Source organism: Jiella soli (assembly GCF_020615385.1).
In the GTDB taxonomy this organism is placed as follows: Bacteria; Pseudomonadota; Alphaproteobacteria; order Rhizobiales; family Rhizobiaceae; genus VKMB-3413.
Genome location: NZ_JAJAVB010000002.1, coordinates 454,125 through 467,443, shown reverse-complemented (window position 1 = coordinate 467,443; position 13,319 = coordinate 454,125). Strand labels below are relative to the sequence as shown.

The 13,319-nt window shown below is 65.9% G+C and carries 15 protein-coding genes; 12 read left to right on the top strand and 3 right to left on the bottom strand.

Translation table 11 applies throughout. The features are described 5' to 3' along the window. Nucleotides 1-136 precede the first annotated feature (136 nt). Genes LH400_RS02540 through LH400_RS02530 form a run of 3 tightly spaced genes read left to right on the top strand, consistent with a single transcriptional unit; the run spans nt 137 to nt 2,861 of the window. Nucleotides 137-1,114: an ABC transporter substrate-binding protein gene (locus LH400_RS02540; RefSeq protein WP_229151063.1), complete on the top strand. Its 978-nt coding sequence runs from the start codon at nt 137-139 to the stop codon at nt 1,112-1,114. Between the two features lie 38 nt (nt 1,115-1,152). After that, nucleotides 1,153-2,124, top strand: coding sequence for an ABC transporter permease (locus LH400_RS02535; protein WP_229151062.1), 972 nt, complete (start codon nt 1,153-1,155; stop codon nt 2,122-2,124). Continuing rightward, the gene (locus LH400_RS02530; RefSeq protein WP_229151061.1) at nt 2,121-2,861 is read left to right on the top strand and encodes an ATP-binding cassette domain-containing protein; all 741 of its coding nucleotides are present in this window, start codon (nt 2,121-2,123) and stop codon (nt 2,859-2,861) included. Before LH400_RS02535 ends, LH400_RS02530 begins: the two co-directional genes overlap by 4 nt. 303 nt (nt 2,862-3,164) lie before the next feature. Here LH400_RS02530 and LH400_RS02525 read toward each other — a convergent pair whose 3' ends face one another. Continuing rightward, nucleotides 3,165-3,881 (bottom strand): GntR family transcriptional regulator, encoded by a 717-nt coding sequence (locus tag LH400_RS02525; RefSeq protein ID WP_229151060.1) that lies wholly within the window; start codon nt 3,879-3,881, stop codon nt 3,165-3,167. Between the two features lie 123 nt (nt 3,882-4,004). Between LH400_RS02525 and dctP the strand changes: the two genes are divergently transcribed. The 6 genes from dctP (at nt 4,005) to LH400_RS02495 (ending at nt 9,606) form a co-directional block, all read left to right on the top strand. Next, a complete protein-coding gene (gene dctP, locus LH400_RS02520) occupies nt 4,005-5,027 on the top strand; it encodes a TRAP transporter substrate-binding protein DctP (protein WP_229151059.1) in 1,023 nt (340 codons plus the stop codon). Nucleotides 5,028-5,094: 67 nt separating this feature from the next. Then, nucleotides 5,095-5,616 (top strand): TRAP transporter small permease subunit, encoded by a 522-nt coding sequence (locus tag LH400_RS02515; RefSeq protein ID WP_229151058.1) that lies wholly within the window; start codon nt 5,095-5,097, stop codon nt 5,614-5,616. Continuing rightward, nucleotides 5,606-6,925: a TRAP transporter large permease gene (locus LH400_RS02510; protein ID WP_229151057.1), complete on the top strand. Its 1,320-nt coding sequence runs from the start codon at nt 5,606-5,608 to the stop codon at nt 6,923-6,925. Before LH400_RS02515 ends, LH400_RS02510 begins: the two co-directional genes overlap by 11 nt. A gap of 1 nt (nt 6,926) precedes the next feature. Continuing rightward, a complete protein-coding gene (locus LH400_RS02505; RefSeq protein WP_229151056.1) occupies nt 6,927-7,091 on the top strand; it encodes a hypothetical protein in 165 nt (54 codons plus the stop codon). Between the two features lie 4 nt (nt 7,092-7,095). Further along, the gene (araD, locus tag LH400_RS02500; protein ID WP_229151055.1) at nt 7,096-8,826 is read left to right on the top strand and encodes an L-arabinonate dehydratase; all 1,731 of its coding nucleotides are present in this window, start codon (nt 7,096-7,098) and stop codon (nt 8,824-8,826) included. 69 nt (nt 8,827-8,895) lie between these two features. Further along, complete coding sequence (locus LH400_RS02495; RefSeq protein WP_229151054.1) at nt 8,896-9,606, top strand: ribonuclease activity regulator RraA; 711 nt, start codon at nt 8,896-8,898, stop codon at nt 9,604-9,606. Between the two features lie 207 nt (nt 9,607-9,813). Here LH400_RS02495 and LH400_RS02490 read toward each other — a convergent pair whose 3' ends face one another. Together LH400_RS02490 and LH400_RS02485 are read right to left on the bottom strand one after the other, a co-directional pair. Beyond that, nucleotides 9,814-11,157: an ATP-binding protein gene (locus LH400_RS02490; RefSeq protein WP_229151053.1), complete on the bottom strand. Its 1,344-nt coding sequence runs from the start codon at nt 11,155-11,157 to the stop codon at nt 9,814-9,816. Beyond that, nucleotides 11,154-11,813, bottom strand: coding sequence for a response regulator transcription factor (locus tag LH400_RS02485; protein WP_229151052.1), 660 nt, complete (start codon nt 11,811-11,813; stop codon nt 11,154-11,156). The genes LH400_RS02490 and LH400_RS02485 overlap by 4 nt, the downstream gene beginning before the upstream one ends. Before the next feature lie 142 nt (nt 11,814-11,955). Here LH400_RS02485 and LH400_RS02480 point away from each other — a divergent pair, with 142 nt between their 5' ends. From LH400_RS02480 to LH400_RS02470, 3 genes are all read left to right on the top strand, one after another. Then, nucleotides 11,956-12,294: a PepSY domain-containing protein gene (locus LH400_RS02480; RefSeq protein ID WP_229151051.1), complete on the top strand. Its 339-nt coding sequence runs from the start codon at nt 11,956-11,958 to the stop codon at nt 12,292-12,294. A 153-nt stretch (nt 12,295-12,447) separates the two neighbouring features. Continuing rightward, nucleotides 12,448-12,810 (top strand): hypothetical protein, encoded by a 363-nt coding sequence (locus tag LH400_RS02475; protein ID WP_229151050.1) that lies wholly within the window; start codon nt 12,448-12,450, stop codon nt 12,808-12,810. A 38-nt stretch (nt 12,811-12,848) separates the two neighbouring features. Beyond that, nucleotides 12,849-13,319 (top strand): DUF2271 domain-containing protein, encoded by a 471-nt coding sequence (locus tag LH400_RS02470; RefSeq protein ID WP_229151049.1) that lies wholly within the window; start codon nt 12,849-12,851, stop codon nt 13,317-13,319.

Genomic DNA, 13,319 nt, shown 5'->3' with positions numbered 1-13,319 from the left:
TGATTTAATTCTTGCGCCAGAAGGCGCGGCGAGGCAATCTCCGAACGTCGGACCGGTGTCTGACCCGTGACGGTCGACGCGATCGGGCGTCACGGCGGCTTGGAGGAGCCGTTTTTTTCACAGGGAGGCATTCAGTATGCGGAATCTCATCAGGTCGACCGTTCTCGTGGCGGCGATGGGCTTGGCCGGCATGGCGCAGGCTCAGGAGAAGAAGGACTTCAAGATCACGCTCGTCCCCGGGCTGACGACCGACGCCTTCTACATCACCATGAATCGCGGCGCCCAGGCCGCCGCCGAAGCCCTCGGCATCACCGTCGACTTCCAGGGCGCGGAGGAATTCGATCCGGTCCTGCAGACGCCGGTCCTCGATGCGGTGATCGCCCGCCAGCCCGACGCGATCCTGATCGCGCCGACCGACAGCACGCAGATGATCGAGCCGCTGCGGCGCGCCAATCAGGCCGGCATTCCGGTCGTCACCGTGGATACCTATGTCGGCAACGGCAAGTATCAGACCGGCTCCGGCGACGCCGACTTCCCGCTTTCCTATATCGCCTCCGACAATCTCGAAGGCGGTCGGATGGCCGCGCGCTTCATGGCCGACAAGATCGGCGGCAAGGGCAAGGTCTACGTCTCCAACGTCCGGCCGGGCATTTCCACGACGGACCAGCGCGAGCAGGGCTTCAAGCAGGAGATGGCCGAGAACCATCCGGACGTTGAGGTGCTCGATACGCAATACAACGAGAACGACGCGTCGCTCGCTGCCTCGCAGTTCCAGGCGGTGCTCGCGCGCAATCCCGACATTTCAGGGGTGTTCGGCGCGAACCTCTTCTCCGCCATCGGCGCCGGCAATGGTGTCGCCAGCGCCAGCAAGCAGGACGACGTGACCGTGATCGCCTTCGACGCGCCGAGGAGCATCGTCGACAACATCTCGTCGGGTCTCGTCGACGCCGCGATCGCCCAGCATCCGGCGGAAATCGGCTATTACGGCGTGATGACGGCTTATGCCGCGCTGACCGGCCAATCGGTGCCCACTACGATCGGAACCGGCTTCACCGTCATCGACAAGAACAACGTCGAGGACGAGAACATCAAGAAGTTCATCTACTCCGAGTAAGGCAGACAGTAATGTCGGAAAAGAACGGGACTTCAATTTTGAAGTCCCTCCTCGCCGCTTGGTCGTGGTTGTTTCTCATCCTCATCCTCGGCTTCTTCGAAATCTATGCGCGGGTGGAAACAGGAAGCACATTCCTGTTCCACCTCTACTCGATCCAGTCGATCGCCGTGGCGGCATCGCAGATCCTGCTTCTGGCGCTCGGTCTCACGCTGGTCATCGTGGCCGGCCATATCGACCTCTCCATCGCCTTCTCGACCGGCTTTGCGGCCGTCGCCATGGCGCTGGTCGTACGCTTCATCGGGGCGGACGCGGGCTGGCTCGCGGTGATCATCGGCCTCGTCGTCGGTCTTCTCGCCGCAGTGATCGTCGGATTGATCAATGGCTGGCTCGTCGCCTTCATCAACGTGCCGAGCTTCATCGGCACACTCGGCACCTACGGCATCGCGCGCGGCGCGGCGCTGATCATCGCAGGCGGTGCGACCGTGTCGATCCGCAGCGAGGAGGCCCGCTCCATCGGCAATGGGATAGTCCTCGGAGTACCCATCCCAGTCCTGGTGGCGGCGGTCCTTGCCGTTATCTGCCACTATCTTCTGAGCTACACCAAGTTCGGCGTCCACACCTATGCGCTCGGCGCCAACCGGGCCTCGGTCGAGCGGGCCGGCGTCAACGTCGAGAAGCAGCTGGTGGCGCTGTTCGTCCTGTCGGCGATCACCGCCGGCATCGGCGGGCTAATCTATACGATGCGGTTTTCGGCCGGCGCCGCCAACGCCGGCGAGCCGATCCTGCTCTACGCCGTCGCGGCGGTGTTCATCGGCGGCGCTTCGCTGACCGGTGGACAGGGCACCGTGACCGGCACGGTGATCGGCGCCTTCATCATCGCCGTGATCCAGTTCGGCCTCGTCTTCAGCGGCTTGCCGCCCTACTGGCAGTTCGTCGCGGTCGGCCTGGTGATCATCGTCGCCGTGGTCGTCGACCAGTCACGGGACCGGCTGACGGGAGCGCGATCATGACGGTTCTGCTCGAGGCAAGGCACCTCAAGAAGCGCTTCGGCGGCAACGAAGCCGTTTCGGACGTCTCCTTCGCGGTCCATGAAGGCGAATGCGTCGTGATCGCGGGCGACAATGGCGCCGGCAAATCGACCGTCATCAAGATGATCTCCGGCGTCTATACGCCAACGTCGGGAGACGTTCAGTTCGACGGCCAGCGTCTGACCGGCAAGCCGCCGGAGGCCGTCCGGTCCGCGGGTATCGAGACGATCTATCAGGATCTCGCACTGGCGGACAATCTCGACCCCGGGCTCAACCTCTATCTCGGACGGGAGAAGACCCGCCGGATCCTGGGCCTCAGCTTCCTCGACCGGGCGGCGATGCGCAACAGCGCGATCGAGGTCTTAAAGGGCCTCGGCATCGTCATCCCCGACCCGAGCGCCCCGGTGCGCGAGCTCTCCGGTGGCCAGAGGCAGGCGATCGCCATCGCCAGGGCCGTCCACTGGCAGGCACGGCTGGTGATCATGGACGAGCCGACCGCCGCGCTGGGCGTGCCCGAGCAGCGCCAGGTGATGGCGCTGATCGAGCGGCTGAAATCGAAGGGCGTCGGGATCATCCTGATCTCGCACAACCTGCCCGACATTTTCGCCGCAGCCGATCGGATCGTCGTCCTCGCCCGCGGCAAAGTCGCCGGCGAGCGCCGTCCGTCGGAGACCAGCGACGAGGAGATCGTGCGGATGATGATGGGCGCGACCCTCTGACCTGACACGACCACGCGACGGGGACCGGATCAGCGGCCCCCGGAGCCGCGGAGGCAAGCGCGGGAGACACCCCCTCACTTCCTGCGGCGAAGACGCTGCCACTCGGCCCACGCAGCCCCGGCTGGATAAGCCGTCTTCGCTGTCAGGATGCCGGTGCGGCTGGCCGCGGCACGAGCGGCGGAAGAAGCGGCCCGGGGAGAACGGGGCGATCGTTATACCCGGAGGCGATCCGGGAGGGCGGATCACAGACGGCAGTTTCGCGGGCGACGGGCTCCGCCGCCCCGCGCCGTGCGGGTGGCATTGTCAGTCGAAATATTGCGGGAACCGCTCTTTGATCGCCGGCACCGCGCTGAGCGTGCCCGACAGGTGCGTGCGCACCGCCGCCTCGCAAGCCACCGCATCACCCGCATCGATCGCATCGAGGATGTCGGTATGCGCGGCGATGATGGCGTTCGCCTTGCCGGGATCGGGAAGGTTGAGCGCGCGCAGGCGGTCGATATGCCCGGACCGTTCCGAGATCATGTGCCACAAATCCGGATATCCCGCCGCATCGCAGAGGGACAGGTGGAAGTGGCGGTCCAGCACCGCGAACCGCTCCAGGCGTCCCTCGTCGAGTGCGCGGGTCTGAAGTTGCAGCACATGCCGGGCGAGGGCGGTCTTCGCCGGATCGCGCGCCTGGATGAGGAGCTTTGCGACCTCGATTTCGAGCGCCACCCGCAGGAACTGTGTCTCGCGGGCGTGCGCCAGATTGATCTTCGCGACGAGGCTTCGCGACTGCGGAAAGATCTCGACCAATCCCTCGCGCTCCAGACGGAAGAAGGCATCGCGCACCGGAGTCTGGCTGACGCCGTACTCCTTGGCGAGGGTGGCGCGCGACAGGAGTTCTCCCGGCCTTAGCGCCAGATCGACGATGCGTCGTCTGAGCGAGCCGTAGATGCCCTGTGAGGCCAGCGGCCGTCGATCGAATTCCAGTGACAGGTCGAGGTCGGAGACGTCGGTTGGGACCTGATGCGGTTTCATGCCGGAGCGGCTCTCGTTAGCGGGCGTTCGACGGAGTCCTAGCAGAGGTTGCCGTCAGCCAACAAATATATTAGTGCTTCTGTTGTCCGGCGACGAGCCGAGACGACCGATGGGAGGACATTCATGCGTATCAAAATGCTGGCGCTCGCCTGCGCCGTCGCGACCGCACTCACGGCTCCGGCCGTGGCGAAGACCTACACGATCCAGACCTCGTTCAATGCGGGGGACTTCTCGACCGAGTATCTGACCAAGACCTGGCTGCCGAAGATCAAGGAGATGACCGACGGCCGGGTCGAGATCAATCTGACGCCGTCGGGCTCGGTCGTCCCGTCGAAGGAGACGCCGCAGGCGGTCTCGATGGGCGTCCTCGACGGCGACTGGACCTCGGTGAACTATTTCTCCGGCCAGGAGCCGGCCTTCGCGATCCTCGGCGACCTGATCTCCGGCTATGACAAGCCCGAGCAGATGCTTGGCTTCTGCAAGGACGGGCCGGGCGAGAAGATCTGGCAGAAGGCGCTGGACGAGATCGCCGACGGTCAGGTGCAGTTGATCGGCTGCGGTCCCTACAGCCGCGAGGCGCTGCCGGCCCGCGTGCCAATCGAGCATTTCGCGGATCTGAAGGGCAAGAAGATCCGCTCGCCGGAGGGTCTCGCCTCGGCCGTTTTCGCCGCCGCCGGCGCGAGCCCGGTGTCGATTCCGTTCTCGGAAGTCTATGGCGCGCTGGAAAAGGGCATCGTTGATGCCGCCGACGCCTCAGCCTATGTCAACAACGCCGCGACCGGCCTCAATGACGTCGCGCCCTATCCGCTCTATCCCGGCATCCACTCCATGCCGTCGATGGAGTTGACCCTCAACAAGGACGCCTGGAACGACCTCAAGCCGGAGGACCAGACGGCGCTGCGCGACTGGTTCTATTCTGCGATGGCGGACCTGACCAAGGTCGTCCACGAACAGGACGAGAAGCTGGCCGAGAAGGACGCGGCGGGCGGCAAGGTCCATGTGATCGACTGGCCGCAGGCGGACCGCGACCAGATGCGCAAGGTGGCGCGCGGCGAATGGGAGAATTTCGCCAAGAAGAGCGAGCTCGCGCAGGAGGCCCTCGACGCCAACCTCGCCTACATGAAGACCATCGGCCTCATGGATTGACGTGACGTTCGGCCGGCTCCGCTGGGGGGCCGGCCGCCCCGCCATCTCGTCATCCTTCGAGGATCTCATGGGACGCTTCTTCGCCCGCTATGCCGCAGCGACGGACCGCGTCAGCGTGTTCGTCGGCCATGCCTGCTCCGCCATGTTCTTCGCCTGCATCGGCTTCTCCGCGCTCGAAGTCGTCATGCGCTACGGCTTCGATCACCCGACCAGCTGGTCGATCGAGGTGACGATGGCGCTCTGCGCCACGGCCTGGGTGATGTCGGTCGGCTACGTCACCGAGCGCAACCGCCACATCGCCATCACCATGCTGGAACTCGTCGTCGGCCCGAAGGTCTGGCGGTATTTCCGGCTCATGCAGATCATCGTGTCGATCCTTGCGGTCGGCACGCTGGTGGCCGCCCTGTGGGGGCCGGCGCTGCGGGTGATCGAGCGGCCGGAATATTCCGGCACCGCGCTCAACTCCATCCAGCCGAGCTATCTCAAGGTGGTCCTCGTGATCGGCTGCGTCCTCTACGTCCTCCAGCTTCTGGCGAACCTGATCCGCTGGTTCCAGGGCACCGAGAAGGCTGCGGCCGATGGGCATTGAATACATCACCATCCTGATCGTCGCGTCGCTGCTGGCGCTGATGGCGCTGGGCATACCGCTCGGCATCACGACGTTGGCCGTCTCGCTCGGGACGGCGATCCTCTATTTCGGCGAGCGCGCCGGCTTCTTCCTGGTCTCGGCCAACGTCACAGAGGTCCTGCACAAATACGAGCTGATCGCAGTGCCCTTCTTCGTCTTCATGGCGAATGTGCTCGAGAGATCAGGCGTGGCGCGGACGCTGTTCGAATCCATGGCGATCATGGGCGGGCGATTCCGCGGGTCCGTTGCCGTGCAGACGACCGTCGTCGCCGTGCTGCTCGCCGCGATGAGCGGCATCATGGGCGGCGAAATCGTCATGCTCGGCCTCATCGCACTGCCGCAGATGTTGCGCCTCGGCTACGACCGCAAGCTCTCGATCGGCATCATCTGCGCCGCCGGAGCGCTGGCGACGCTGATCCCGCCCTCGGTGGTGCTGATCATCTACGGCCTCGCCGCGCAGGTCTCGATCACCCAGCTCTTCGCCGCCTCGGCGGTGCCGGGCTGTTTGCTCGCGGCCCTCTTCATCGCCTACATCCTCGTCCGCGTGCGCCTCAATCCCGCGATGGCGCCGATCTACGACATTCCCGAGACCGGTCTGCCGTTCTTCCAACGCCTGACCTTCCTGAAGGGCGCGATCCTGCCCGCGATCCTGATCGTCGCGGTTCTCGGCGTCATCTATTCGGGCATCGCGACCGTCACCGAGGCCGCCGCGATCGGCGCGGTCGGCGCGCTCGTCGTCGCCGGGGTGCGCCGGGAGCTGAACTGGCCGATGGTGCGCGACGCCATGCGCCAGACGGTTCTCACCGTCGGCTCGATCATCTGGCTGGTGCTGGGCTCGGTCTCGCTGATCGGCATCTACAACCGGATCGGCGGCGGCGACTTCCTGCGCGAACTGCTGACGTCGCTGCACATCGCGCCGATCATGGTGATCGTCGTCATGATGCTGATCGTCATGGTGCTCGGCACCTTCCTGGAGTGGATCGCAATCCTGTTCATCACTGTGCCGATCTTCGCACCGGTGGTGTCCGATCTCGGCTTCGACCCGGTCTGGTTCGGCGTGCTCTTCGCTATGAACATCCAGATCTACTACCTGTCGCCGCCCTTTGGTCCCGCCTGCTTCTTCCTGAAGTCGGTGACCAAGGACATCGAACTGCAGGAGATCTTTGCGGCGGTGCTGCCGTTCATCGCGCTGCAGGCGATCGGGCTGTTCCTCGTCCTGTTCTTTCCCCAGATCGCCCTGTGGCTCCCCTCGGTACTGAATGGAGGCTGAGATGTCCGGACTGTCTCAAGAGCGCGACGAGGGCGAGGGCACCGATCCCGAGGCCTTCGAGGCCGAGGAAGCCGCCGACGACATCGATTTCGGCAATTGGCCGGAGGTCGTCGGCCTCGTCTTCGTGGCGCTCGTCACCTGGATGATCTTCACCGTCACCGGATAGGACCATGACCAAGACATATGACCAATTGCGTTCCGCCCGGTGGTTCGCGCCGGACGATCTGCGCAGCTTCGGCCACCGCTCGCGGATGATGCAGCTCGGCTATTCGGAAGAGGACTTCCTGGGCAAGCCGGTCATCGGCATCCTCTCGACCTGGTCGGAGCTCAACTCCTGCCACGGCCATTTCCCCGAGCGGGTGGAGAATGTCCGCCGCGGGGTGCTCGCGGCCGGCGGGTTCGCGGTGGAAATGCCGGCGCTCTCGGTCGACGAGAGCTTCACCAAGCCGACTTCCATGCTCTACCGCAACCTCCTCGCGATTGAGACCGAGGAGATGATCCGCTCGCATCCGCTGGACGGCGTCGTCCTGATGGGCGGTTGCGACAAGACGACGCCCGGCCTGATGATGGGCGCCATCACGGCGGGCGTGCCGACGGTCTATCTTCCCGCCGGTCCGATGCTCAGCGGCCATTATGCCGGCCGCGTCCTCGGCTCCGGATCAGACGCGTGGAAATACTGGGACGAGCGCCGCGCCGGCAATGTCACCGACGCCGAATGGCTCGGCGTCCAGGGCGGCATCGCGCGCTCGCATGGCACCTGCATGACCATGGGCACCGCCGCGACCATGATGTCGATCGTCGATGCTCTCGGCTTCACGCTGCCGGGAGCCTCCTCGATCCCGGCGGTCGACAGCGGCCACCACCGTATGGCGACCGATTGCGGCCGGCGGATCGTCGATATGGTCTGGGAAGGCGTGACGCCGGACATGATCGCCACGGAAGCCGCCTTCCATAACGCCGCCAAGGTCGCGATGGCGACCGGCTGCTCGACCAATGCCGTCGTCCACCTCATTGCAATGGCGCGCCGCGCCGGCGTCGACCTGACGCTCGATCATCTCGACGCGCTCGGCCGCACGACCCCGCTGATCGCCAATGTCCGCCCGTCGGGCAAGGGTTATCTGATGGAGGACTTCTTCTATGCGGGCGGTCTGCGCGCGCTGATGAAGCGGATGGAGGCAATGCTCGACACCTCGGTCCTGACCGTCAACGGCCGGACGCTTGCCGAGAACATCGACGGCGCCGAGGTCTACAACGAGGATGTCATCCGGCCGCTGTCGAACCCGGTCTACAAGGAAGGTTCGCTCGCCCTCCTGCGCGGCAATCTCTGCCCGGACGGCGCGGTCATCAAGCCGGCGGCCTGCGACCGGAAGTTCCACGTCCATGAAGGTCCGGCGCTGGTCTTCGACAGCTATCCGGAGATGAAGAAGGCGGTCGACGACGAAAGCCTCGACGTCACGCCGGACCATGTCATGGTGCTGCGGAATGCCGGTCCGCTGGGCGGTCCGGGCTTTCCCGAATGGGGCATGCTGCCGATCCCCAAGGCGCTGATCAAAAAGGGCATCAGGGATATGTTGCGGATCTCGGACGCGCGCATGTCCGGCACGTCCTACGGCGCCTGCGTCCTTCATGTCGCGCCGGAATCGTTCGTCGGCGGGCCGCTGGCGCTTCTGAAGAACGGCGACACGGTCCGGCTCGACCTGCCGAACCGCCGGCTCGACATGCTCGTCGACGAGGCCGAACTCGAACGGCGCAAGGCGGCGTGGACGCCTCCCGAGCCACGGTTCCAGCGCGGCTGGGGCTGGATGTTCTCGCGCCACGTCACCCAGGCCGACAAGGGCTGCGACTTCGATTTCCTCGAGCGCGGCTTCGGCGAAGCGGCCGGCGAGCCCGACATCTTCTGACGATGCCATCCGCGATGGCGCTCCATGCGCCGTCGCGGGCGAACATCCCTCTTCGAACAGGATCGAACGATGAACGAAAGCACACGCGACAAGCTGAAGGGCGTGTCCGTTGCCACGCTCGCCACCGCGCTCTTCAAGCGCGGCCTGCGCAACCAGGTGATCCAAGGCGTCCATCCCGTAAAGGCCAAGGGTCGCAACATGGTCGGCCCGGCCTTCACGCTCCGCTACATGCCGGCGCGCGAAGACCGCAACCAGCTGTCCGAGTTCCGCAACCCGGAGCATCCACAGCGTGTCGCGATCGAGACCTGCCCCAAGGGGCACGTCCTCGTCATGGATAGCCGCAAGGACGCCCGGGCGGCATCCGCCGGCGACATCCTGATCACCCGGCTGATGGTGCGCGGCGGGGCAGGGGTCGTGACCGATGGCGGCTTCAGGGATGCGGCGACGATCGGCGAACTGGATATCCCGGCCTATCACTCCCGCCCGTCCAGCCCCACCAATCTGACGATCAACGAGGCGATCGCGATCAACGAGCCGATCGGCTGCGGCGACGCGCCGGTATTTCCGGGCGACATCATCGTCGGCGACGACGACTGCGTCATCGTCATCCCGGCGCACCTCGCCGATGAAGTCGCCGCAGAGACGTTCGAGATGACGGTCTACGAGGACTTCGTCGTCGAGAAGGTGAAGGCCGGAGAGACGATCATCGGCCTATACCCGCGCACGAAGGACGAGCATCTCGCAGCGTTCGAGGACTGGCGGAAGAAGCATGGGAGATAGTCCTCGGTGCCGTCGGCTTCAGGTGATCTGACGGTGCGAATCTATCCTCGAAACCGCGCCATCGTCGGTTCTTGCGGCGGTAGCCCCGGAGCCTGCCCTAGCGTAAAGGACAGCCGACGCTGTCAGGCCCGGGCGGCCGAAATCCCACACCCGCTACGGCTTGGGCAGCGCGCCCTTCGTCATTGACGAAGGCCGACAGGGAGTCCGTCAGATCGTTTCCGGAGCGTCTGTCGGCAGCCTGACGGACGCCTGGAATCCGGAAGAGGCACCCGGACGAGGCGATTCCAGAGTGAGGGAGCTTCCGATCCGATCCGCGATCGCTGCCACGATGGCGAGGCCGAGCCCGCTGCCATCGGTGCTGGAATCTCCCCGCTCGAAGCGTGCGGTCAGGCGGTCGAGGGTGCCACGCGGCAGGACAGGACCGTCATTCGCCACGATCAGCTGCCCTTCTGCCGTGAGGGTCGCCTCGACGGGAGCAGTTTCCGCCCCGTGACGCAGCGCGTTCTCGACGAGATTCCGGCAGAGGATCGCGAAGGCGTCGGGGTCGAGGTCGGACATGACAGCCCTGTCCGGCAGTGTCAGCGTGATCCGGCCCGGCGCACCCGCCCGATCGATATCCTCCACGACGACGCGCGCGACGACCCTTAGGTCCGTGCTTCGGTCCATCCGCAGCCGCCCGCCTTCCGCTCGCGCAAGCTGCATCAGGCGTTCGGAAAGCCTTGTCAGCCGCTTGAGCGTCGCCTCGATCTCCGCAGCGCGCGCGTCTGTGGCCGGGTCACGCGTTTCCGAGCGAAGCCGCTGCGCCTGCGCGATGGCGCCTGCGAGCGGAGTCCTGAGTTCATGGGCAGCGTTCGCCGCGAAGCTGCGCTCGGCCTCGAACGCGTCGCGCAGCCTGGCGAGAAGGCTGTTCAGGGTCGTGGCCAGCGGGCCGATCTCCGTCGGCAGGTCGCCTGCGGGCACCTCCGACAGGTCGCGGACGCCGCGCGCCTCGAGCCGCGTGCGGAACCGGCGCAGGGGGGCGAGGCTGAAGCGCACGGCCAGGATGATCGCCGCCAGCGCAACCGGAAGCACGATCAGCAGCGGCAGGCCGAGGCCCATCTGGATCTCCCGTGCCACCGACGCGCGATGCGCCAGCGGCTCGGCGACCGTGATGCGGACCGTTCCCTGGAGCGCCGCGTCGCTGTAGAGGCGGTTGATCGCGGTCTGCCGGAACCCCGGCCCGTCCCAGGGGGGAAACGCGGCGGGATCGGCCGCATGGGATTGCAACAGGATGCGCCCCTCGGCATCGCGGACGAGATAGGTGAAGTACTCGTCATGCGCCCGGATCGGCGAGAGCCGCTGCGTCACTCCCTCGTCCTCGCGCCCGACAATGTCGCTCACGGCCAGCGGCAGGATCCGCTCCGCGGTCTCGCGGAGGGCGCTGTCGAAGACCTCGTCCATCTCGCTGCGCACGATCACAGCCGTGACCGTGGCGGCCAGCAGCCAGAGGATCGTCAGGACGAGGCCGAGCGAGAGGCCGAGCCGCGCCTGAAGGCTGCGCGGCAGCCTCATGGCTTGCCCAGACGGTAGCCCATGCCGCGCTCGGTCTCGATGATTGCAGGCCCGAGCTTCTTGCGCAGGCGGCTGACATGGACCTCGATCGTGTTGCTCTCCACCTCCGCGTCGAAGGCGTAGAGCTTTTCCTCGAGCTGCGCCTTCGACAGAAGCTGGCCGGGACGCGCGAGCAGGGCTTCGAACAGCGCCCATTCTCGCGCCGTCAGCTGGACAGGCTTGCCGTCGCGGCGGACGCTGCGGGCGGCGAGGTCGATGTCCAGCGGCCCGTGGGTGACGATCGGGTTCGGGTTGCCGCTGTAGCGCCGGGCGACCGATCCGATCCGGGCGGACAGTTCGGCAAGGTCGAAGGGCTTCACGAGGTAGTCGTCGGCGCCGGCGTTCAGCCCCTCGATCCGGTCCGACACCTGGTCGAGCGCTGTCAGGATGATGACCGGCGTCACGTCGCCCCGAACGCGCAAGCCTTTGAGGAACCCGATGCCGCGACCGTCCGGCAGCATGAGGTCGAGCAGGATCAGGTCGTAGGAGGTCGCGCTCAGCGCGTTGCCCGCGGCGTCGAGGCGCGTGACCCAGTCCACCGACTGGCCATCGGCGGCGATCTGGTCGCGCACCGCGGCGCCCAGAACCGTATCGTCCTCGATCAGCAGGATGCGCATGTCGCCCCGTCCTTTCCCGATGATCAGAGATGGCCCGTCCGGCTGACACGAAGCTGAAGCGGCCGAGAGAACCCCTTCAGGCTGCCGTCAGATTCGCCGCGCATGAATTGCGCCAGAATGGCCGCAGCGAGGAGTTTGGCCCATGAAGAAGACATTAACTATCCTCGGCTTTCTCGCGGTCTTCCCGGCCGGTGTGGCGCGGGCGGACGACGACTGCTTCGTGCCGATGGCCGATTGGCAGCCGCGCGATGCCGTTGCCCAGTTGGCCGAGAAGAACCGCTGGACTGTGCGCCGCATCAAGATCGATGACGGCTGCTACGAGATCAATGGGCAAGATGCGGAGGGGCGCCGGATTGAAGCGAGGATCCATCCGGCGACGCTGCAAGTGATCAAGCTCAAATACGACCACCACGACGATCGCTATGACAATCACGACGACGATCGATCCCGCCGGGATCGCGAAGCAGGCGACAATGACTGACGCAACCGTTCATGACGCCCTGGAGACCCTGCTGTCACCGGCGGGGCCTTTCTTCTTCCTGACGGCAAGCTGAAGGGGAAATCGCCATCGCGTCAGGAACCCCTCAGGTCGGCTCTCCAGATTGTCCCCGCAGACGAAAAAGGAGACCCTGCCATGACCAAGAAGACCCTGACGCTACTCGTCGCCTCCACGGCGCTGGCCGCCGCCATCGGCGTTCCCGCCTGGAGCGCAACAAAGGCCCCGGCCGACGGAAGGTCTCTGCCCTTCGCCGCGCTCTTCGAGGAGGGCATGCAGACGATGCCGCTGGTTCTCGCAAGCGACGATGACGACGACCGCCGCTGGTGGGACGGCTTGTGGCGCGGACACGACGGCGATGACGATGACGATGACGATGATGATGACGAGGACGACGATCGGCGCGGCGGCGCCCGCAATCCCGCGCCCGCCGGCACCGTCGCACCGCCGCCGAACGGCCTCTTCGGGAACGGCGCTCCGCCGCAGACCCAGGTGAAGTGAGCCGCTCCGCAGCACCCCTTCGAATAAGGATCCATCCGATGAAATCGCTGCTCGCAATGTTTGCGCTCACCACCGCGCTGACCCTTCCCGGCCTTGCCATGGCAAGGCCGGTGACCCTCACCACGACACTCAACGACTATGGCGGCGACGGGGCCTATCTCGCGCTCTACGTCACCGACGCATCGGGCGCCTATGTCGGCAGCCTCTGGATGGCCGGGGGCAAGTCGAAATATTACCGGCATCTCAGCGACTGGTACCGCGCCACGGGCGGCGATACCGCTCAGGTCAACGGCATCACCGGCGCCAGCGTCGGCGCCGGCCGCACGCTCGAGATCACGCTGGACCTTGCCGATGCGCTTTTCGAGGCGGGCTACACGCTCCACATCGACGCGGCGGTCGAGGACATGCGCGACAGTCCGAACGAGGTGTCGGTGCCGTTGACGAGCGAAGGCGCGGGCACCCCGGTGCGCGGCCGCCGCTACATCTCCAGCTTCGCCTACGACATGTGA

Coding starts and splice junctions, on each gene's coding strand:
- LH400_RS02540 (WP_229151063.1), top strand. CDS start 137: ATGCGGAATCTCATCAGGTCGACCGTTCTCGTGGCGGCGATGGGCTTG.
- LH400_RS02530 (WP_229151061.1), top strand. CDS start 2,121: ATGACGGTTCTGCTCGAGGCAAGGCACCTCAAGAAGCGCTTCGGCGGC.
- LH400_RS02525 (WP_229151060.1), bottom strand. CDS start 3,881: ATGAAACCGCATCAGGTCCCAACCGACGTCTCCGACCTCGACCTGTCA.
- dctP (WP_229151059.1), top strand. CDS start 4,005: ATGCGTATCAAAATGCTGGCGCTCGCCTGCGCCGTCGCGACCGCACTC.
- LH400_RS02515 (WP_229151058.1), top strand. CDS start 5,095: ATGGGACGCTTCTTCGCCCGCTATGCCGCAGCGACGGACCGCGTCAGC.
- LH400_RS02510 (WP_229151057.1), top strand. CDS start 5,606: ATGGGCATTGAATACATCACCATCCTGATCGTCGCGTCGCTGCTGGCG.
- LH400_RS02505 (WP_229151056.1), top strand. CDS start 6,927: ATGTCCGGACTGTCTCAAGAGCGCGACGAGGGCGAGGGCACCGATCCC.
- araD (WP_229151055.1), top strand. CDS start 7,096: ATGACCAAGACATATGACCAATTGCGTTCCGCCCGGTGGTTCGCGCCG.
- LH400_RS02495 (WP_229151054.1), top strand. CDS start 8,896: ATGAACGAAAGCACACGCGACAAGCTGAAGGGCGTGTCCGTTGCCACG.
- LH400_RS02490 (WP_229151053.1), bottom strand. CDS start 11,157: ATGAGGCTGCCGCGCAGCCTTCAGGCGCGGCTCGGCCTCTCGCTCGGC.
- LH400_RS02485 (WP_229151052.1), bottom strand. CDS start 11,813: ATGCGCATCCTGCTGATCGAGGACGATACGGTTCTGGGCGCCGCGGTG.
- LH400_RS02480 (WP_229151051.1), top strand. CDS start 11,956: ATGAAGAAGACATTAACTATCCTCGGCTTTCTCGCGGTCTTCCCGGCC.
- LH400_RS02475 (WP_229151050.1), top strand. CDS start 12,448: ATGACCAAGAAGACCCTGACGCTACTCGTCGCCTCCACGGCGCTGGCC.
- LH400_RS02470 (WP_229151049.1), top strand. CDS start 12,849: ATGAAATCGCTGCTCGCAATGTTTGCGCTCACCACCGCGCTGACCCTT.